This window comes from Mycobacterium sp. E740 (assembly GCF_001672895.1).
GTDB lineage: Bacteria > Actinomycetota > Actinomycetes > Mycobacteriales > Mycobacteriaceae > Mycobacterium.
In genome coordinates, this window is record NZ_LZKP01000112.1 from 1 (window position 1) to 18,677 (window position 18,677).

Below are 18,677 nucleotides of genomic sequence, written 5' to 3' on the forward strand. Positions count from 1 at the left end.
ACGGGCCGCCCGGCTGCGGCAAGACGTTCGTCGTGCGGGCGTTGGCCTCGTCGGGGCGGTTGTCGGTGCACGCGGTCAAGGGCGCCGAGCTGATGGACAAGTGGGTCGGCTCGTCGGAGAAGGCCGTGCGCGAACTGTTCCGGCGGGCCCGCGACTCGGCGCCGTCGCTGGTGTTCCTCGACGAGATCGACGCGCTGGCTCCGCGCCGCGGGCAGAGCTTCGACTCCGGAGTGACCGACCGCGTGGTTGCCGCACTGCTCACCGAGCTCGACGGCATCGAACCACTGCGCGACGTGGTGGTGCTCGGCGCGACGAACCGGCCCGACCTGATCGACCCCGCGCTGTTGCGTCCCGGCCGGCTGGAGAAGCTGGTGTTCGTCGAACCGCCCGACGCAGAGGCCCGTCGCGAGATCCTGCGCACCGCGGGCAGGTCCGTGCCGCTCGCCGACGACGTCGACCTCGACGCACTTGCCGCCGAGTTGGACGGCTACAGCGCCGCCGACTGCGTAGCCCTGTTGCGTGAAGCCGCGCTCACCGCGATGCGCCGCTCGATCGATGCCGCCGACGTCACGGCCGCGGACGTCGCGAAGGCCCGCGAATCGGTGCGCCCGTCGCTCGATGCGACGCAGGTCGAGTCGCTGCGGGCGTTCTCCGCCGCGCGCTGACGTCGGTGTCGCAATTGCATCTTGACAGTGGCTAGATACCGCGGCATAGTCGATCGCAGAACTTGTCGCCGTCAAGATTGAGGAGGCCGTCGTGACCGCACCTGTTGCCACCGACATCCGCGCGGGCAATCCGGACCGCGAGAAGACCGCACAGCTGCTCGGCCTGGCGCTGACCCAGGGTTACCTCGAGATGCCCGAGTACGAGGCGCGGCTGCGGACCGCGTTCGCCGCAGCGACACGTGGACAACTTCGCGCGGTCACGGCCGACCTGCCCGTCGAGCGCCTGAGACGCAGCGACCCCCGCCGCCGCGAAGCCCACCGCAGGGTCGCTCGCCGCAGCATCCGGTTGCACGTCGCCGGATACCTGGCCGGGTCGCTGCTCATGCTCGGCATCTGGCTGGCCGTCGGGCTCGGCTCCGGAGCCTGGTACTTCTGGCCGGTGTGGCCGATCATGGGCTGGGGCATCGGCGTGGTGTGCCATGCCGTTCCGATCATGGCGCACGGCTCGATACGTCCGGCCCGAATCGCGTAGCGGCCACACAGCGCGAGAAAGCAGCGCCGATCGGCCCACGTAGACTGGGCGCACCGAAAGCCTTTACTCGGCTGACACCCCGACCATCAGTTCTCCGGTTGGCGGCCGCGCGCCGTCCAGCCCCACCGATCGGAGTGCCCTGCTCGCCGTTCTGCTCGCCCACGCGGTCGCCGCCGCGCTGGCGCCCTTGCTCGTCTTCAGGTGGGGCCGGGCGGCGTTCTATCCGCTGGCGCTCGTCCCGCTGTTCTCGCTCGTCTGGGTGGTGCTGAACTGGCCCGCGCGCGGTAGGGCGAGGAGCGTCGACATCCCCTGGGTGCCCAACCTGTCGATGGACATCACGCTGCGCTTCGACGCGCTCGCGGCGATCATGAGCGTGCTGGTGCTCGGCATCGGTGCGTTGGTGTTGCTCTACTGCGCCGACTACTTCCACCACCACGACGGCCGCACCGAGAACCGGCTGCCCAGCTTCGCCGCGGAGCTCGTCGCGTTCTCCGGCGCGATGTTCGGCCTGGTGACCAGCGACAACATGCTGCTGCTCTACGTGTTCTGGGAAATAACGACGGTGCTGTCCTTCCTGCTCGTCGGCCACTACGCCGAGCGCGTGACCAGCAGGCGGGCAGCGACCCAGGCGCTGCTGGTGACGACGTTCGGCGGGCTGGCCATGCTGGTCGGCATCATCGTGCTCGGCAACCTGACGGGCAGCTACCTGCTGTCGGAAGTGATCGCCTCGCGTCCGGCGGGTGCGGCCGTCTCGGTCGCTGTCGTGCTCATCCTCATCGGCGCACTGTCGAAGTCGGCGATCGTGCCGCTGCATTTCTGGTTGCCGGGAGCGATGGCCGCCCCCACACCGGTCAGCGCCTACCTGCACGCGGCGGCGATGGTCAAGGCCGGCGTCTACCTGATCGCGCGGATGACACCCGGCTTCGCCGACGTCGCGCCGTGGCGGCCGATGGTGATCTCGCTCGGGATGCTGACCATGTTGCTGGCGGGTTGGCGCGCGGTGCGCGAATACGACCTGAAACTGATTTTGGCCTTCGGCACGGTCAGCCAACTCGGGCTGATCACCATCATGGTCGGCGCGAGCGGCAGCGACATGATGCTCGGCGGGCTGGCCATGCTGGTGGCGCACGCGCTGTTCAAGGCGTCGCTGTTCATGGTCGTCGGCATCATTGACCACGCCACCGGCACCCGTGACATCCGGCGGCTGGCCTGGCTCGGTGACCGCTCGCGACCGCTGTTGGTCATCGCGATCGGCGCGTCCGCGAGCATGGCCGCGCTTCCGCCGTTCTTCGGTTTCGTCGCCAAGGAAGCCGACTTCGAAACCGTGCTGCACAGCCCGTATCTGGGAGCCGCATCGCCGTATGTGCTGGCCGGCATCGTGCTCGGCGCGGTGTTCACCACCATCTACAGCCTGCGTTTCCTGTTCGGTGCGTTCGGCCGCAAACGACAGTCGCAGCCGAGCAGGCGCGTCGCCGAGATGCGCCGCCCTGAGTTCTCGTTCCTGGTCGCGCCGGGCATTCTGTCGGCGGCGGGGCTGCTGTTCGGGATCTGGCCCGTCGGGGTCGGCGATGTGCTGGAGGACTACTCCGACACCGTGCCCGGCGGCGAGGACTACCACCTGGCACTGTGGCACGGCCTCAACCTGCCGCTGCTGTTGTCGGCGCTGGTGATCGCGACCGGTGTCGCCGCCTTCCTGGGACGCGAGCGGTTGCGCAGGATGCGCACCGTTCGCGAGCCGCTGGGCAACGCCGACCACATCTACGACGCCGTGGTGCGCCGGCTCGACCTGTGGTCGGTGGCGCTCACCGCGGCCACTCAGCGCGGTTCGATTCCCGCCACCCAGTCGGTGATCCTGTCGACCCTGGTGCTCGTGCCGACGCTCGCGCTCGTTCTCGGTGCCCGCGACCGGCCCGACTTCGCGCTGTGGGGTTCGCCGCTGCAAGTCGTCGTCGGCCTGATCATCCTGGCCGCCGCGATCGGTGCGCTGGTGATGCGTAACAGGTTGGCGGCGGTGCTGCTCGTCGGGGTGACCGGTTACGGCTGCGGAGTGATCTTCGCGCTGCACGGCGCACCCGATCTGGCGCTGACCCAGTTCCTCGTCGAGACGCTGACGCTCGTGATCTTCGTGCTGGTGCTGCGCACGTTGCCCGCCGAAGCCGACCGCGCCCGCATCAAGCGTCACCGCTGGCCGCGCGCGGCGCTCGCGCTCGCGGTGGGCGCGACCGTGACCACCCTGACGGTGTACGCGATGTCCGCGCGCTCCGGTGTTCCCATCGCCGCACTGATTCCTGATGCGGCCTACTACCGGGGCCACGGCGCCAACGCAGTCAACGTGCTGCTGGTCGACATCCGCGCCTGGGACACCATGGGCGAGGTCATGGTGCTCCTGGTCGCGGCGACCGGTGTGGCATCGATGGTGTTCCGGCACAGGCGTTTTGGTGCAGCACCCCGGGTGTCAGACGCGGGTCAGCCTGACATCGGGCGACTGCCCGCGACGGTCAGCACCAGCCCCGCGGCCGGCGACGTCACGTGGTTGCGCGGCAGCGAACTGCGTGACCCGCGGCACCGGTCGCTGATTCTGGAAGTCGCCACCCGCCTGATCTTCCCGTTGATCATGGTGCTGTCCGCGTACTTCTTCTTCGCCGGGCACAACACTCCCGGTGGCGGGTTCGCCGGCGGGTTGACCGCGGGACTGGCGCTGGTGCTGCGCTATCTCGCGGGCGGCCGTTACGAACTCGGCGAGACCCTGCCACTGGACGCGGGCAAGATCCTCGGCGCGGGACTGTGCCTTTCGGCGGGCACCGCGGTCGCCTCGCTCCTGGTGGGTGCGCCCGCGTTGTCGTCGGCGCTGATCGAGGTCAACGTGCCGGTGCTCGGCACGGTCAAGTTCGTCACCGCGTTGTGCTTCGACCTCGGCGTGTACCTCATCGTGGTGGGTCTGGTGCTCGACGTGTTGCGCAGCCTCGGCGCCCGCATCGACGTGGAGCTGGGCCAGGAACACAAGACGGCGGTGGCAAGTCGATGACCACCTCCCTCGTGCCTCTGGTTCTGCTCGGCGGACTGACCAGTGCCGGTGTCTACCTCCTGCTCGAGCGCAACCTGACGCGAATGTTGTTGGGGCTGTTGCTGGTCGGCAACGCCGTCAACCTGCTCATCCTGATCGTCGGCGGGCCGTCCGGCAACCCGCCGGTCCGCGGGCGCACCAGCGACGGCCACACCACGACCGCAGATCCGTTGGCGCAGGCCATGATCCTCACCGCGATCGTCATCACCATGGGCATCGCGGCGTTCGTGCTGGCGATGGCGTACCGGACCTACCGGCTGACCACCGAGGAGGAAGTGGGCGACGACCCGGAGGACGCCAAGGTCTCCGAGCTGGCGGCCAAAGAGGCCGGCGCCGTCGAGGAGGACCGCCCCCAACCCGACGCGGCACGCGACACCGATGCGCCCGACGAACTGGACGCGCTGCCGGGATTCGAGGGGTCCAGGTGACTCTCGCCGCCACCCTGATGCCGCTGCCGGTGCTGATCCCTGCCCTCGGTGCGGCTGCGACGCTGATCGCCGGCCGCCGACCGCGACTGCAGCGCCTCATCACGCTCGCGGCGCTGTCGGTCGTCGTCACCGTCTGCGGTGTGCTGCTCTATCTCGCCGACCGCGACGGCACCCTGGTGCTGAACGTCGGCGGCTGGGGTCAGTCAGTGTCCGGGATGGGACCGCTGGGCATCGTGCTCGTGGTGGACCGGTTGTCGGCGCTCATGCTCGTCGTCTCGTCGATCGTGTTGCTGGCCGTGGTGTTCTACGCCATCGGGCAGGGTATCCGCGACGGCGACGAGCGTCAGCCCGTCTCGATCTTCATGCCGACGTACCTGGTGCTGTCGGCGGGCGTCTGCATGGCGTTTCTGGCCGGTGACCTGTTCAACCTGTTCGTGGGGTTCGAGGTGCTGCTGGCGGCGAGCTTCGTGCTGCTGACCATCGGTGCGAGCAAAGACCGTGTGCGAGCGGGCATCTCGTACGTGATGGTCTCGATGGTCTCGTCGCTGATCTTCCTGTTCGGAATCGCGCTCGTCTACGGGGCGACCGGAACGCTCAACATGGCGGAGCTGGCGGTGCGGCTCGACGGGGTATCCAGCGGAACCCGTTCGGCGATGTTCGCCGTGCTGCTGGTGGCCTTCGGGATCAAGGCCGCCGTGTTCCCCCTGTCGGGATGGTTGCCCGACTCTTATCCGACGGCGCCCGCGCCGGTGACCGCGGTGTTCGCCGGCCTGCTCACCAAAGTCGGTGTGTACGCGATCATCCGGGCTCACTCTCTGCTGTTCCCCAGCGGCGGCCTCGATCCGGTGCTGCTGGTGGCCGCGTTGCTGACCATGCTGATCGGCATCTTCGGCGCGATAGCCCAGAACGACATCAAGCGTCTGCTGTCGTTCACTCTGGTGAGCCACATCGGCTACATGGCCTTCGGCGTCGCGCTGGCCAACCAGCTCGGGATGTCGGGTGCGATCTACTATGTGGCCCACCACATTCTGGTGCAGACGACGCTTTTCCTGGTCGTCGGGCTGATCGAACGCCAGGCCGGGGCGTCGACGATGGACCGCCTGGGCGGGCTGGCGGCCGCGAGCCCCTTGCTGGCCTTCGTGTTCGTCGTGCCTGCGCTCAATCTCGGTGGCATACCGCCGTTTTCGGGCTTCATCGGCAAGGTCGCGCTACTCGAGGCGGGTGCTGAGGACGGCTCGTTCCTCGCTTGGACACTGGTCGGCGGCGGGGTCGTGACCAGCCTGCTGACGCTGTACGTGGTGGCGCGGGTATGGACCAAGGCATTCTGGCGGTCTCGCGAGGACGCGCCCGAGGGCCATCTGTCCGCGGCGTCACCGGCGGTACTGCTCGACGAACCCGAGGACATTCAGTTCGTCGACCGAGACAACGTCGGCCGCATGCCGGCGGGAATGGTCGTGCCCACGGGCGCGCTGATCGCCGTCGGGCTGGCGTTGACGGTGTTCGCCGGACCGATATTCGGTTACTGCGAACGCGCCGCCGGTCAGGTGCTGAACCGCGGGCAGTACATCACCGCCGTGGTGGGGGAGCGATGAGAAGCGTCGTGCTCCGCATCTGGGTCACCTGCTGGCTGGTGCTCGTGTGGGTGCTGTTGTGGGGCCATCTCTCCGCGGCCAACGTCCTGTCGGGGCTGGCCGTCGCGGTGCTGATCACGGTGCTGTTCCCGCTGCCCGCGGTGCCCGTCGAGGGCAAGGTGCACCTGCTGTCGCTGATCCGGCTTCTGTTCGCGGTCACCTACCGGCTGATCCTGTCCTCGGTGCAGGTTGCAGTGCTCGCGGTGAAGCCGACGCCCCCGCTGTCGGCGGTGTTGCGCGCCCAGCTTTCGGTGAAGTCCGATCTGGTGTTGGCCTTGGCGGTCAACATCTTCAACCTGATCCCCGGCTCGATCGTGCTGGAGATCGACCAGAACCGTCGACTGCTCTACATGCACGTGATCGATGTCGGCTCGGACCGCGCGGTGAATGCGTTCTACCACCAGGTGGCCGTCGTGGAGCGGCTGCTGATCGCCACCTTCGAACGTCCGCAGGACTGGCGTCCGGCGGTTCGGGAGGAGGAAGACGCGTGACGGGCGATCGAGAAACCAAGGCGGAGCGCCGATGAACTGGGTCTGGACCATAGCGGCCGTGATGATCACCGCAGCGGCGGCGATCACGATGTTCCGTCTGCTGGCCGGCCCGAGCACGCTGGATCGCCTGGTCGCTGTCGACACACTGATCGCGGTGACGATGTGCGGACTCGGCATCTGGGCGGCACACAGCTTGGACAGCACCGTGACCTACGGCTTGACCGCGTTGGCGTTGATCAGCTTCGTCGGCACGGTGAGCGTCGCCAGGTTCCGCGTGCCCGACGTCGACAGCTCGAGCAGCGCGCGGAGGCGAACATGATCGTCCTCGACATCATCACGAGCATCCTCATATTGGGCGGCTCGGCACTCGCCCTGACCGCGGCGATCGGCGTCGCGCGCTTCCCCGACACGTTGACCCGGATGCACGCCGCCTCCAAGCCGCAGGTGCTCGGGCTGCTGCTGGTGCTCGCCGGTGCGGCGATCCAGCTGCGCGGACAGGCCGACGTCGGGATGCTGGTTCTCACCGGATTGTTCACTGTGATCACCGCCCCGGTGGTGGCGAACCGGGTTGGTCAGCTCGCGTACCGGGAACAGAACGTTCGAGACGATCTGTTGACCGCGGACGAGATGGACGAGTTCGCCGACCATACGGAAAGCGGTGGCGATGGCCAGGACTGACGACGACAGCTGGGACATCACCGAGAGCGTCGGCGCGACCGCGCTGGGTGTCGCCTGGGCCCGCGCGCAGGAGCAGGAGACCGACTGCCCGCTGTTCACCGATCCGTACGCGAAGATGTTCGTCGACGCCGCGATCGATCGGGGTTGGCGACTGCCCCCGGCGCACATGGTGGCGCGGATCCGGGCAATCGGCGGCTACGCGGCCTCGCGCACCAAGTGGTTCGACGAGTTCTTCTTCGCCGCGGGAGCCAACGGAATCGACCAGGCGGTGATCCTGGCCGCCGGTCTCGACGCGCGGCCGTGGCGGTTGCCGTGGATCGACGGCACCGTCGTCTACGAAATCGACCAGCCGAAGGTGTTGGCGTTCAAGGCGGAGACGTTGCGCACGCACGACGCGAAACCGGCCGCCAGGTATGTCCCGGTGCCGATCGATCTGCGCGACGACTGGCCGCGAGCACTGCGCGACGCCGGGTTCGACCCGAGCGAACCGACGGCGTGGGCGGCCGAGGGTCTGCTTCCGTATCTGCCTGCGAGCGGCCAGGATCTGCTGTTCGAACGTATCCACGAACTCAGCGCGCGCGGCAGTCGGGTCGGCGTCGAATCGTTCGGCGCGGGCTTCTTCGATCCGGAGTATCTGGAGAGTCGGCGCCGCAAGCTCGCGCAGTACCGGCGGGAGGCCGGCGACTCGGGTGGCGACTCCGGTGACGACGACGTATTCGATGTGCAGGATCTGTGGTTCATCGAAGAGCGCACGGAAGTGGCCGACTGGCTGACCGACCACGGTTGGGAAGTGACCGCGATCGATGCAGCCGATCTGATGGACCGCTACGGCCGGTGCGCGGTCGGCGAGGCCGACGACACAACGCCGCGAACGGTTTTCGTGGAAGGCCAGCGAAGCTGCTAGCGGCCGAATGACTAGTCCCCGAGCTGAAACTCGACCATCGCGGTGACGGTCTCGACCGCGTCGCTCAACGCCGCCAGCCGCTCGGCCGCCGTCGGCGCCGCCAGCACCGCATAGCGGTCGGCCTGTCCCATGGGAAGCCGGGATGCCAACGCATACAACCACTTACCGGCATCGCCTGACTCGTCGGCGCCCACCACGATGTCGCGCCCGGTGATCTGGGCTCCGCGTACCGCGGCGATCCGATCGAACAGCGCAACCATGCGGTCCTCGACTTCCCGGATCGCGCTCACCTCGACGGCGTCGCCGGGCTGGTCGGGCCATGTCTCGGCAGCGGCGCGGGGATAGGGATCGTCGGGTTGCCACTCGATCACCCGGATACGTTCGCCCATCAGGCATTTCAAGTGGTATCGGCCGTCGCCGAAGTCTGCGACCTCGCTGATGTGTGCCATCGCGCCGACATCGCTTCGGGTGTCACCGCCACCCACCTCGCGACCCGCCGAGATCAGCACCACGCCGAACGCCGGGTCCTCGGTGGCCAGACAGTCCGAAACCAGCGCGCTGTACCGGGGTTCGAAGATTCGCAGCGGAAGTTCCTCGCCGGGCAGCATGGCCACCTGCAGCGGGAACATCGGCAGTGCCGGCACGTTCAGATGTCCAACTCGGCGATCAGCGCGTCGACCACCGCCCGCAGGTCCCCGTCGTGCTCCTCGGCGACACGGCGCTGTCGCTGATAGGACGCGCCGGACCCGTAGATCTCGGCGACGCGCCGCAGTTCGTCGGCGCAGTGCAGTGAAGCGGCCACCGGTTCGAGACGGTTCAGCAGCTCGTCGAGGTCCTCGGTCACCAGTCGCTCGTTGCTGTCGGCATCCTGGATGATGATCGCGTCGAGGCCGTATCGCGCTGCACGCCACTTGTTTTCCTGCACGTGCCACGGTGGCATGGTGGGCAGCGACTCACCGGCGTCGAGCCGACGGTCGAGGTCGACGACCAGGCAGTGCGTCAACGCCACCAGTGCGCTCAGTTCGCGCAGGTTGGACACCCCGTCGAAGACCCGGACCTCCACCGTGCCGATGTGTGGTGAAGGTCTTATGTCCCAACGGATTTCGTTCATATGATCGATAATGCCGGTCTTCTTCTGGTCGTACACGAAGCGTTCCCACTCCCCCCACGACTGGAAGTGGAACGGCAGGCCGGCTGTCGGCAACTGCTGGAACATCATCGCCCGGTTCGACGCGTAGCCGGTGTCCTCGCCGTCCCAGAACGGTGATGACGCCGAAAGCGCCAACAGGTGCGGGTAGTGGTTCAGCAGCGACGTGTTGATCGCCATCACCTTGTGCGCCGACCGAACGCCGACGTGTACGTGCACGCCCCAGATCAGCATCTGCCTGCCCCACCACTGCGTCCGCTTGATCAGTTCGGCGTAACGCGGGGCATCGGTGAGACTGCCCGGCGACCACTTCGCGAACGGGTGGGTGCCGGCACAGAACAGGTCCATGCCGCGGTCGCGGACGATCTGGCGAGCGGTCGACAGCGTCGAACGCAGGTCGTCCATCGCCTCGGGCACGGATTCGCAGATGCCGGTGACGATCTCGACGGTGTTGCGCAGCAGCTCCTTGTGCACGCGCGGGTTGTTCTCACCGAGTTCCTCGATGACCGCGGCCGCACTGTTGCTCAGGTCGCGCGTGGTGGCGTCGACGAGGGCGAACTCCCACTCGACTCCGACCGTCGGGCGGGGCGAGCCCGCAAAGTCGATGCGGCTGCTAGCCGGTACTGATGACACCGCATGCCACCCGCGCGCCGGCGTCACCGGTCGCCAGAGTGGTCGCGTCCGGTGGCGGGTCACCGTTGACCTGCTGGTAGCGCTCCGGCGGGATGTTGGCGAAGTTGTCCGCCTTCTCGTGGATGATGATCGCCGTACCGGCACCCTCGGTGAGTTGCTGGGCGGTGAACGCGCCGGTCGTCGTCACCAGCTTGGCCGAGCCGTCCTCGCGGACCTGAAGGCTCGACAGGTCGCCGCTGGCCGGATGGCCGCTGTGGCCCGATACCTGGAAGTGTCCGCCGGCGGAGTTGAAGTTCGCGGGTGCGCCGCCGGTGGGCGCGACCGAGTTGGCCTCACATTTACCGACCTGATGGATGTGCATGCCGTGGAAGCCGGGCGTCAGCTTGCCGGGCGCGGTCGTCTGGACGGTGATCGTCGCGTAGCCGCCGCTGAACTGGATGTCGGCGGTGGCGACCTGGCTGCCGTCGGCGAGTTTCAGCTGGGCAGTGAGCTTTTCACCGCTGGGCTGGCCCTCACCCTGCTCTGCGCCCTGGCCTGCACCCTGGCCTCCGCCGTGACCGCCACCGCCCTCGCCCGGCTGGGCCGAGGGAGCCGGAGATCCGGTCCAGACCGGCGGCGGCGTGCCGGGCGAGTTGCTGGGTGTTTCCGGTGCCGCGCAGGCACTCAACGCTAGAGCGGGAACGGCGAACAAGGCAGCGGCGGCGACGGTCTTGAACATGTGCAAGAGCCTAGCCGGTGACGACCACGACCACGCCCGGCGGCTGCTCGGCGAGTGCGGGTGTCCTGGGTTGGACTGGCACCTGGAGCAGCTTGCCCACCTCTTCAGCGGCTCCCTTCTCACCCGGCGCGTCGCTGAAGTACACCGTGCTGGCGGTCACGTCGGGCAGTTCCAGATTGCCGGTCTCGGTGACGTGCCAGCCGGCCTCGCGCAGTCGGTTGGCCGTCGCTTCCGCGGCGCCCGCCACCGTCGAGATGTTGAACACGCGGACCTCGGCCTTGTGCGGCGCCGCCGACGTGCTCGTCGGAGTTGTGCTCATGGTGGTGGTGGCAAGGGGCGCCTGGGCGTCGTCGTCGCCGTCGGACTTCATCGCCTGGAAAGCGACCAACAGGAACACCACGCCCAGGAAGAGCAGCACCATCACCATGGCGCGCAGGGGCAGCCCGGACGAGTCTCGCTGATTCATTGCGCCCACCTTAACGAGCGGACCGCCCGGCCCGCGCAGACCTCAGGTGACGTCGAAGCCGAGTCGGCGTGCCGCCCGGGCCTTCTGCCTGCTGGCGCGCAGCCGCCGCAACCGCTTGACCAGCATCGGGTCGGCCGCCAGCGCCTCCGGCCGGTCGACCAGTGCGTTCAGCACCTGGTAGTAGCGGGTGGCCGACATGGAGAACAGTTCCTTGATGGCGTCTTCCTTGGAACCGGCGTATTTCCACCACTGCCGTTCGAACGCGAGAATGTCGTGCTCTCGCCGGGTCAGCCCATCAGTGAGTTCAGAGTTGTCCCCGGATTGCTCAGTCCGCGCGATCGCGCCGTCCATCTGGCTCTTGGACCCTTCCGACAACTTGAATGACATCGCTGTGGTTCGGCGCTCATTCAACCACGGGTTGGGTTGATGAGCCGTCCGACATGCCCGCGCGTCGGCTCATTAAGCTTTCCGGGCATGGCAGTCGTTCCGATCCGCATCGTAGGAGATCCGGTCTTGCACACCGCGACCGAACAGGTGCCCGTCGGTGCCGACGGTTCGCTGCCCGACGATCTCGCGGATCTGATCGCAGATCTGTACGACACGATGGACGCCGCGAACGGGGTAGGCCTGGCGGCCAACCAGATCGGGATCCCCAAGCGGGTTTTCGTCTACGACTGCGCCGAAGCGCGGGGACGCCTCACCCGTCGTCGTGGAGTGGTGGTCAACCCGGTGCTGGAGACGTCCGAAGTGCCCGAGACCATGCCCGATCCGGATGACGACGACGAGGGTTGCCTTTCGGTGCCCGGCGAATCGTTCCCGACAGGGCGGGCCACGTGGGCCAAGGTGACGGGTCTCGACGCCGACGGCACGCCGATCTCCATCGAAGGCACCGACCTGTTCGCGCGCATGCTGCAGCACGAGACCGGCCACCTCGACGGCTTCCTGTATCTGGACCGGTTGGTCGGCCGGCACGCCCGAAGCGCCAAGCGCACCGTCAAGTCGCACGGTTGGGGCGTGCCGGGGCTGTCGTGGCTGCCCGGCAAGGATCCGGACCCGTTCGGGCACTGATGCAGATCCCAGCTGCCGGAGTGCGGGTGATCATCCGCTACCGGTTGCCCCCCGGATCGCAGCCGCCGCTGACCGACGTGGTCGGGCACCTCCTGGAAGTAGGGCCGACGCTGCGGGTGCGCACCAAGCACGGTGACGTCGTGGACGTCGGCGCCGGCGACGTCGTCATCATCAAGGAACTGCCGCCGGCGACGGTGCGCACCGCAGACATCCGCAAGCTCGAACATGCCGCGGCGCTGGCGTGGCCCGGGACCGAACAACGGTGGGTCGACGGCTGGTTCCTCCGTGCCGCCGGCGGTCACACGCACCGTGCGAATTCCGCTGTGCCGCTTGGCTTTGAGGCCGACGCATCGGCGCTGCCCGAGATCGTCCAGTGGTACGCCGAGCGGGGGCTGACGCCGTGGCTGTCACTCCCCGATCGGCTGTACCGGCTCGCCGACGCACCGCCACATCTGGAGACCGTCGTCATGGCGCGCGATGTCGACGCCGAAAAGCCCTTTCCCGCAGTAATTTTGGCGGCCTCGCCTGATTCCGAGTGGCTGCGGTTGTACCGCCGTGACGTGCCGGTCGACGTGTTGAGCGCCGTCGTGGACGGCGAGGTCGCGTTCGCGACGGTGTCCGGGGCGGGGGTCGGCCGCGCCGCGGTGACGACGGCCCCGGACGGCCGGCGCTGGGTCGGGTTGTCGGCGGTGCGCGTCGTCGAGGAATCTCGCGGCAAGGGCCTGGCACGCGACCTGTGTTCGGCACTGCTGAGTTGGGGAGCGCAGCGCGGAGCCGTCCGCAGCTACGTGCAGGTGCTGGCCGACAATGCCGTGGCCATCGGGCTTTACGAGTCGATGGGGTTCACCGTGCAGCACCGCAGCCGATACGTCGACGCTCGTAGCCTGTAGGCCATGCGGATCGCCACCTGGAACGTCAACTCGATTCGGGCCCGGGTCGAGCGGGTCACCGACTGGCTCGAGCGGGCCGACGTCGACGTGCTGGCGATGCAGGAGACGAAGTGCAACGACGAGCAGTTCCCCGCGATGCCGTTTCTCGCCGCCGGCTATGAGGTGGTGCACTGCGGCTTCAACCAGTGGAACGGGGTGGCGATCGCCTCGCGGGTCGGCATCGACGGCGTGCAGGTCGGCTTCGACGGCCAACCGACCTGGAGCGACAAACCCGAAGTGGAGGCCGCCGCCGAGGCCCGCGCGCTGGGCGCCACGTGTAACGGCGTGCAGGTGTGGAGCCTGTATGTGCCCAACGGCCGCTTCGTCGGCTCACCGCACTACCGGTACAAATTGGAATGGCTTGCCGCTCTTCGAGATACCGCGCACAAGTGGTTGTCCGACGACCCGTCCGCGCAGATCGCGCTCGTCGGAGACTGGAACATCGCACCCACCGACGACGATGTGTGGAGCGTGCAGTTCTACCAGAACAGCACCCATGTCACCGAACCGGAGCGCGGGGCGTTCGACGCTGTCGTGGAGGCCGGATTCAGTGATGTGGTGCGCCCGTTCGCGCCCGGTCCCGGGGTCTTCACGTATTGGGACTACACCCAGTTGCGGTTCCCCAAGAACCGCGGCATGCGCATCGATTTCATCCTGGGCTCGCCCGCATTCGCGGACAGGGTCGCGCACGCTGAGATCGTTCGGGACGAACGTAAGGGCAAGTCGCCGAGCGATCACGCTCCGTTGCTGGTGGACCTGACGTAGCCGGACCTGTCGGTGGGGCGTGGCATGATCGAACACATGTTCGAAAGGCTCGACGCCGATGCTGCGCTCGCCGTGATCGAGGCCGGTCAACGGCGGGAGGCGACGCTCATCGCGCAGCGGATGGCGGCCATCGCCGATCTGCTTGACTGCCGCACGGCCGAGGCAGGTGAAATCGACCCGGATCCAGGTTGGTCGATGGTGACCGGCTTCGCGCGGACTTCGGCCGAGGTCGGTGCCGCGATGAACATGGCACCGTCGCTCGCGAGCCGGCTGGTGTCGCAGGCGGAAGCTCTGGACACCCGCCTGCCGAAACTCGCGGGCCTGCTCGAACAAGGTGTCGTGGACTGGAGCACCGCGCAGTTGATCATCACGCGCTCCGAGTTGGTCAGTGACGACCTGATCAGCTGGCTCGACGAGGCCATCACGGAACGGCTGGCACGGTGGCAGAGCTGGTCGCGCCGACGGGTCAAGGATGTGGTGGACAGTCTCGTGCGGCAGATCGACCCGCAGGCCGCCAAGGAAAGACGTGCATCGTCGGAGCGGGACCGCTACGTCAGCATTGAGCCACAAACCGACGGGACGGCTCAGGTGCGCGCACGCATCGGCGCAACGGCGGCAGCGGCGTTCGATCGGCGGTTGTCGGAACTTGCCATGTCGGTGTGCGCGAACGACTCTCGCACCGTTGCCCAGCGGCGCGCCGATGCGTTGACCGCGCTCACCGAAAGGCGCGGCCTGCCATGCGACTGCGGCCGAGCGGACTGCCCCGCAAGTACTGAAAGCGCGGAGTCCGGGGTGCGCATGGTGCTCAACGTGATTGCCGGCGAGGAAACGGTCGCCGGAGAAAGTGACCAGCCCGGGTACCTGGAGGGCTTCGGTGTCATCGATGCCGACCTGGTGCGCGAGATCGCGGAGAACGCGACGGTGCGCCCATTGGAACAGCCCACGGTCACCCCCGAGCAGGCAGTGCGCTACCAGCCCTCGGCTGGGGTCAACCGCTGGGTTCGCTTCCGCGACCTGACGTGTCGGTTCCCTGGATGCGACCGGCCGGCGGCCGGCTGCGATCTCGACCACACGACACCCTTCAACCATGACGATCCGCCCGCAGGTGGGCTGACCGTTCCCTGGGGACTTGCCGCCTACTGCCGACAACATCATCGGCTCAAGACGTTCCTGAGTGGATCCGGCGGATGGCGCGACGAGCAGTTGGCCGACGGCACGATCGTCTGGATTTCGCCGACCGGCAGGTCCTATCGCACCACGCCCGACGGCCCGGAGATCTTCCCGCAAATGCGCCCACCATGCGTCGAACCCAAGCCTCGTCGGCGAAATCGGAGACGGGAGAAGGATCTTCGTGTCAGGCATCTGCGCGCCGAGTTGGCGGCGCAACGTCCGATCAACGCCGAACGGCGCCGCATCGTCCGGGAGCGACAGCGCGAGATGGACCGGCGCAGGTGGCGCAATCGATCGCGCTTCCTGAAGATCGTCTTCAAGGGCACGACGCCGAGCACCAGCCCGTGGTGCCGTTGGATCGATGACCCGTTCGAACCCGAAGAGCTACCACCCGACTGGGAGCCGCCACCGCCTCCGCCGGCGGGTCCCGACGAACCACCCTTCTGACCTCACTGCTGCGTGGCAGTCACACTGTCGAGGTGCTCCTCGTCGCCGTAGCGACCGGGGTTGAACAGGGACGCGATCAACCCGAGGCCCATCATGACCGCCGCGGCGACGAACACCACGACCAGTCCCGAGTGGAAAGCCCCGGTGATCAGGTGCGGGAAGAAGGTCTGCCCGGTGAGCACCTCGGCGTTGACGCCGGGCTGTTGCAGCGCGTGGTAGGGCTCGAGCAGCTCGGCCATCGGGTTGTAGCCGAGGAAGGCGGCGAACAGGCTGCCGACGGGCGGAAGGTTTGCGACGTCATGCGCCACGGTCGATGAAACACCTTGTTCCTGCAGGCCGGTGTACATGGCGCCCGGCAGCGTGTGGGCCAACCCGATGATCATGAGCGAGAAGAAGATTCCGATCGACAGCGACGACCCCGCGTTGAAGAACGTCGACCGCACGCCCGAGGCGGCGCCGCGTTCGGCCGCTGGCACGCTCGACATGATCGCCGCGGTGTTGGGCGCGGTGAAGATACCGCCGCCGACTCCGTTGACGAAGACCAGCACCGCGAACATCCAGTAGTCGAAATTCACCGGGATCATCACCAGTGCGATGAACGACACTGCCATCAGCGCCATCCCGCCGACCGTGAACGGCCGCGCGCCGTAGCGATCGGCGAGCGAGCCGGCCACCGGCGCGGCGGCCAGGAACCCGAACGTCGCAGGCAACAAATAGATGCCGGCCCACAGTGGTGTCGATTCGAAGCTGTAGCCGTGCAACGGAAGCCAGATGCCCTGCAGCCAGATGATCAACATGAACTGCAGGCCGCCGCGGCCGATCGAGGACATCAGCCCCGCGAGGTTGCCCATGCCGAACGAGGCCGACCGGAACAACCTGATGTTGACCATCGGCTGCGGCACTCGCAACTCCACGAAGCAGAAGACGACCAACAGCAGCAGGCCCCCACCGATCGCGCCGAGCACCCATGGGTTCGTCCAGCCCGTCGTCGAATCCCCATACGGCTGAATGCCGTACGTGATGCCCGTCAGCAGTGCGGTCAGCCCAACACCGAACGTGAGGGTGCCAGCCCAGTCCAGTTGCCCAGCCGACCGCACACCGACCTCTCGCAGCGATCGGTAACTCCAGATCGTCCCCAGCACGCCGATCGGCACGCCGACCCAGAAGATCGCCTGCCAGTGGAACTCTGACAGCACACCGCCGATGAGCAGGCCGAGGAACGAGCCGGCCACCGCGGCAACCATGTTGACGCCCAACGCCATACCGCGCTGGTTGGCCGGGAACGCGTCGGTCAGGATGGCGCCCGACGATGCCATCAGCATCGCCCCGCCCACACCTTGGACCACCCGCCAGCCGATCAGCCACAGCGCGCCGGCGTCGAGGTGGAACGGATCGAAGGACAGCGCGACGGCGGCGACCGTGAAGACCAGGAAGCCGAGGTTGTAGATGCGTACCCGGCCGAACATGTCGCCGAGTCGGCCGAAGAACACGACGAGTACCGCCGTCACGACGAGGTACCCCATCAGCATCCAGAGCAGATAGCTGACGTTCGCGGGGGCGAGCGGGTTCAATCCGATTCCGCGGAAGATCGCGGGCAGCGAGATCAGGACGATCGACGCGTTGATCGACGCCAGCAACATGCCGAGGGTGGTGTTCGAGAGCGCGATCCACTTGTAGAAGGGGTGGTCGTGCTCGATGCGGGCGCGGCGGTGCACCGTCTCGGCGACCGCCACGTCGGGGTCGTTCACCACCGGGGGTTTCGTCATCTCGGTATCAGTCGTCACTATCGGTCACTTAAGGCACCTAAACGGGAAAACACATATATTAGCTATGCAAACCTTCTCTGGGCAATTCGCAGCTTTTCCCACTCCCGCTGCCACGACGCCTGCGCTAACGTGGCACGCGTCCACACACGGGAGCGCACACCAGTGCGCTGAGAGGACGGGTGGGCCCGTCGACCGTACGAACCTGACCGGGTAATGCCGGCGTAGGGAGATCTGCAATGACCAGTTCTGTCGTCAACCCGTCGGTGACCACCGGGCCCATCGCGGGCAGCACGAAGGTGTACCGCGACCTGGCCGGAGTCCCCGGCGCACAGGTGCCGTTCCGCCGAGTCAACCTGTCCAACGGCGAGTACCTCGACCTCTATGACACCTCCGGTCCGTACACCGACCCGACCGCACACCTGGATCTGCACGCCGGCCTGGCGGCGCGGCCCGGTGTGGAGCGCGACCGCGGCACCCAACTGCAGCGGGCGCGCGCCGGCGAGATCACCGCCGAGATGGCGTTCATCGCCGAGCGCGAGGGGGTGCCCGCCGAGCTGGTTCGCGACGAGGTGGCCGCAGGCCGTGCGGTGATACCGGCCAACCACAACCACCCGGAGTCGGAGCCGATGATCATCGGCAAGGCGTTCGCGGTGAAAGTCAATGCGAACATCGGCAATTCGGCGGTCACCAGCTCGATCGCCGAGGAGGTCGACAAAATGGTGTGGGCCACCCGCTGGGGCGCCGACACGATCATGGACCTGTCCACCGGCCGCGACATCCACACCACCCGCGAGTGGATCCTGCGCAACTCTCCCGTGCCGGTCGGCACCGTGCCGATCTACCAGGCCCTGGAGAAGGTCAACGGCGATCCCGCCGCGTTGACGTGGGAGCTGTACCGGGACACCGTGATCGAACAGTGCGAGCAGGGCGTGGACTACATGACCGTGCACGCCGGCGTGCTGCTGCGCTACGTGCCGCTGACCGCCAAGCGCGTCACCGGAATCGTCAGTCGCGGCGGCTCCATCATGGCCGCGTGGTGCCTGGCGCATCATCGCGAGTCGTTCCTCTACACCCACTTCGACGAGCTCTGCGAGATCCTGCAGCGCTACGACGTGACGTTCTCGCTCGGCGACGGCCTGCGGCCGGGCTCGATCGCCGACGCCAACGATGCCGCG

20 protein-coding genes and 1 riboswitch are annotated in these 18,677 nt (G+C 67.5%); of the genes, 14 read left to right on the top strand and 6 right to left on the bottom strand.

Annotated features, from left to right (window positions below; translation table 11 throughout):
- The 9 genes from A5663_RS10710 to A5663_RS10750 all read left to right on the top strand — a co-directional run.
- The coding region (locus A5663_RS10710) for a 26S protease regulatory subunit (RefSeq protein ID WP_156744428.1) at window positions 1–665 on the top strand (665 nt) is incomplete at its 5' end.
- A 91-nt stretch (window positions 666–756) separates the two neighbouring features.
- Window positions 757–1,197, top strand: coding sequence for a DUF1707 domain-containing protein (locus A5663_RS10715; RefSeq protein WP_068147926.1), 441 nt, complete (start codon window positions 757–759; stop codon window positions 1,195–1,197).
- Between the two features lie 139 nt (window positions 1,198–1,336).
- Window positions 1,337–4,222, top strand: a complete 2,886-nt coding sequence (locus A5663_RS10720) for a Na+/H+ antiporter subunit A (RefSeq protein ID WP_068147930.1) — start codon at window positions 1,337–1,339, stop codon at window positions 4,220–4,222.
- Window positions 4,219–4,689 (top strand): Na(+)/H(+) antiporter subunit C, encoded by a 471-nt coding sequence (locus A5663_RS10725; protein ID WP_068147933.1) that lies wholly within the window; start codon window positions 4,219–4,221, stop codon window positions 4,687–4,689. Before A5663_RS10720 ends, A5663_RS10725 begins: the two co-directional genes overlap by 4 nt.
- Window positions 4,690–4,706: 17 nt before the next feature.
- The gene (locus tag A5663_RS10730) at window positions 4,707–6,281 is read left to right on the top strand and encodes a Na+/H+ antiporter subunit D (protein ID WP_156744430.1); all 1,575 of its coding nucleotides are present in this window, start codon (window positions 4,707–4,709) and stop codon (window positions 6,279–6,281) included.
- Window positions 6,278–6,811, top strand: a complete 534-nt coding sequence (locus A5663_RS10735; protein ID WP_068147939.1) for a Na+/H+ antiporter subunit E — start codon at window positions 6,278–6,280, stop codon at window positions 6,809–6,811. Before A5663_RS10730 ends, A5663_RS10735 begins: the two co-directional genes overlap by 4 nt.
- 31 nt (window positions 6,812–6,842) lie before the next feature.
- Complete coding sequence (locus A5663_RS10740; protein WP_068147941.1) at window positions 6,843–7,130, top strand: monovalent cation/H+ antiporter complex subunit F; 288 nt, start codon at window positions 6,843–6,845, stop codon at window positions 7,128–7,130.
- The gene (gene mnhG / locus A5663_RS10745; protein WP_068147944.1) at window positions 7,127–7,489 is read left to right on the top strand and encodes a monovalent cation/H(+) antiporter subunit G; all 363 of its coding nucleotides are present in this window, start codon (window positions 7,127–7,129) and stop codon (window positions 7,487–7,489) included. The genes A5663_RS10740 and mnhG overlap by 4 nt, the downstream gene beginning before the upstream one ends.
- Window positions 7,476–8,393, top strand: a complete 918-nt coding sequence (locus A5663_RS10750; RefSeq protein WP_068147971.1) for an SAM-dependent methyltransferase — start codon at window positions 7,476–7,478, stop codon at window positions 8,391–8,393. The genes mnhG and A5663_RS10750 overlap by 14 nt, the downstream gene beginning before the upstream one ends.
- 11 nt (window positions 8,394–8,404) lie before the next feature.
- On the opposite strand, the gene A5663_RS10755 is transcribed toward A5663_RS10750, so the two are convergent.
- The 5 genes from A5663_RS10755 to A5663_RS10775 are packed head-to-tail and all read right to left on the bottom strand — an operon-like array spanning window position 8,405 to window position 11,708.
- Window positions 8,405–9,037: an LON peptidase substrate-binding domain-containing protein gene (locus tag A5663_RS10755; RefSeq protein WP_068147947.1), complete on the bottom strand. Its 633-nt coding sequence runs from the start codon at window positions 9,035–9,037 to the stop codon at window positions 8,405–8,407.
- A 2-nt stretch (window positions 9,038–9,039) separates the two neighbouring features.
- Window positions 9,040–10,173, bottom strand: a complete 1,134-nt coding sequence (locus A5663_RS10760) for a glutamate--cysteine ligase (protein WP_068147976.1) — start codon at window positions 10,171–10,173, stop codon at window positions 9,040–9,042.
- Complete coding sequence (locus A5663_RS10765; protein ID WP_068147950.1) at window positions 10,154–10,891, bottom strand: superoxide dismutase family protein; 738 nt, start codon at window positions 10,889–10,891, stop codon at window positions 10,154–10,156. The genes A5663_RS10760 and A5663_RS10765 overlap by 20 nt, the downstream gene beginning before the upstream one ends.
- Before the next feature lie 10 nt (window positions 10,892–10,901).
- Entirely contained in the window at window positions 10,902–11,357 is a 456-nt protein-coding gene (locus tag A5663_RS10770; protein ID WP_156744429.1) for a LytR C-terminal domain-containing protein, read from the bottom strand.
- Window positions 11,358–11,399: 42 nt separating this feature from the next.
- Complete coding sequence (locus A5663_RS10775) at window positions 11,400–11,708, bottom strand: DUF3263 domain-containing protein (RefSeq protein ID WP_068147978.1); 309 nt, start codon at window positions 11,706–11,708, stop codon at window positions 11,400–11,402.
- 123 nt (window positions 11,709–11,831) lie between these two features.
- Between A5663_RS10775 and A5663_RS10780 the strand changes: the two genes are divergently transcribed.
- From A5663_RS10780 to A5663_RS10795, 4 genes are read left to right on the top strand one after another with little or no spacing between them, the layout of a single operon-like run.
- Entirely contained in the window at window positions 11,832–12,425 is a 594-nt protein-coding gene (locus tag A5663_RS10780) for a peptide deformylase (protein WP_068147956.1), read from the top strand.
- Window positions 12,425–13,315, top strand: a complete 891-nt coding sequence (locus tag A5663_RS10785) for a GNAT family N-acetyltransferase (protein ID WP_068147959.1) — start codon at window positions 12,425–12,427, stop codon at window positions 13,313–13,315. Before A5663_RS10780 ends, A5663_RS10785 begins: the two co-directional genes overlap by 1 nt.
- 3 nt (window positions 13,316–13,318) lie before the next feature.
- Window positions 13,319–14,119, top strand: a complete 801-nt coding sequence (locus A5663_RS10790; RefSeq protein ID WP_068147964.1) for an exodeoxyribonuclease III — start codon at window positions 13,319–13,321, stop codon at window positions 14,117–14,119.
- 36 nt (window positions 14,120–14,155) lie between these two features.
- Window positions 14,156–15,736 (top strand): HNH endonuclease signature motif containing protein, encoded by a 1,581-nt coding sequence (locus A5663_RS10795; protein ID WP_068147980.1) that lies wholly within the window; start codon window positions 14,156–14,158, stop codon window positions 15,734–15,736.
- A gap of 2 nt (window positions 15,737–15,738) precedes the next feature.
- On the opposite strand, the gene A5663_RS10800 is transcribed toward A5663_RS10795, so the two are convergent.
- The gene (locus A5663_RS10800; protein ID WP_068147967.1) at window positions 15,739–17,502 is read right to left on the bottom strand and encodes an MFS transporter; all 1,764 of its coding nucleotides are present in this window, start codon (window positions 17,500–17,502) and stop codon (window positions 15,739–15,741) included.
- A gap of 136 nt (window positions 17,503–17,638) precedes the next feature.
- Window positions 17,639–17,748, top strand: a riboswitch (TPP riboswitch).
- Between A5663_RS10800 and A5663_RS10805 the strand changes: the two genes are divergently transcribed.
- Window positions 17,739–18,677 (top strand): phosphomethylpyrimidine synthase ThiC (locus tag A5663_RS10805; RefSeq protein ID WP_197503364.1); only part of this gene is annotated, 939 nt, incomplete at its 3' end. It overlaps the preceding riboswitch by 10 nt.

What these genes read in the sequence shown, in the direction of transcription:
- A5663_RS10795 (WP_068147980.1), top strand. Translation starts at nt 14,156, where the DNA reads ATGTTCGAAAGGCTCGACGCCGATGCTGCGCTCGCCGTGATCGAGGCC.
- A5663_RS10800 (WP_068147967.1), bottom strand. Translation starts at nt 17,502, where the DNA reads ATGACGAAACCCCCGGTGGTGAACGACCCCGACGTGGCGGTCGCCGAG.
- A5663_RS10730 (WP_156744430.1), top strand. Translation starts at nt 4,707, where the DNA reads ATGCCGCTGCCGGTGCTGATCCCTGCCCTCGGTGCGGCTGCGACGCTG.
- A5663_RS10765 (WP_068147950.1), bottom strand. Translation starts at nt 10,891, where the DNA reads ATGTTCAAGACCGTCGCCGCCGCTGCCTTGTTCGCCGTTCCCGCTCTA.
- A5663_RS10740 (WP_068147941.1), top strand. Translation starts at nt 6,843, where the DNA reads ATGAACTGGGTCTGGACCATAGCGGCCGTGATGATCACCGCAGCGGCG.
- A5663_RS10725 (WP_068147933.1), top strand. Translation starts at nt 4,219, where the DNA reads ATGACCACCTCCCTCGTGCCTCTGGTTCTGCTCGGCGGACTGACCAGT.
- A5663_RS10785 (WP_068147959.1), top strand. Translation starts at nt 12,425, where the DNA reads ATGCAGATCCCAGCTGCCGGAGTGCGGGTGATCATCCGCTACCGGTTG.
- A5663_RS10775 (WP_068147978.1), bottom strand. Translation starts at nt 11,708, where the DNA reads ATGGACGGCGCGATCGCGCGGACTGAGCAATCCGGGGACAACTCTGAA.
- A5663_RS10735 (WP_068147939.1), top strand. Translation starts at nt 6,278, where the DNA reads ATGAGAAGCGTCGTGCTCCGCATCTGGGTCACCTGCTGGCTGGTGCTC.
- A5663_RS10770 (WP_156744429.1), bottom strand. Translation starts at nt 11,357, where the DNA reads ATGAATCAGCGAGACTCGTCCGGGCTGCCCCTGCGCGCCATGGTGATG.
- A5663_RS10750 (WP_068147971.1), top strand. Translation starts at nt 7,476, where the DNA reads ATGGCCAGGACTGACGACGACAGCTGGGACATCACCGAGAGCGTCGGC.
- A5663_RS10790 (WP_068147964.1), top strand. Translation starts at nt 13,319, where the DNA reads ATGCGGATCGCCACCTGGAACGTCAACTCGATTCGGGCCCGGGTCGAG.
- A5663_RS10780 (WP_068147956.1), top strand. Translation starts at nt 11,832, where the DNA reads ATGGCAGTCGTTCCGATCCGCATCGTAGGAGATCCGGTCTTGCACACC.
- mnhG (WP_068147944.1), top strand. Translation starts at nt 7,127, where the DNA reads ATGATCGTCCTCGACATCATCACGAGCATCCTCATATTGGGCGGCTCG.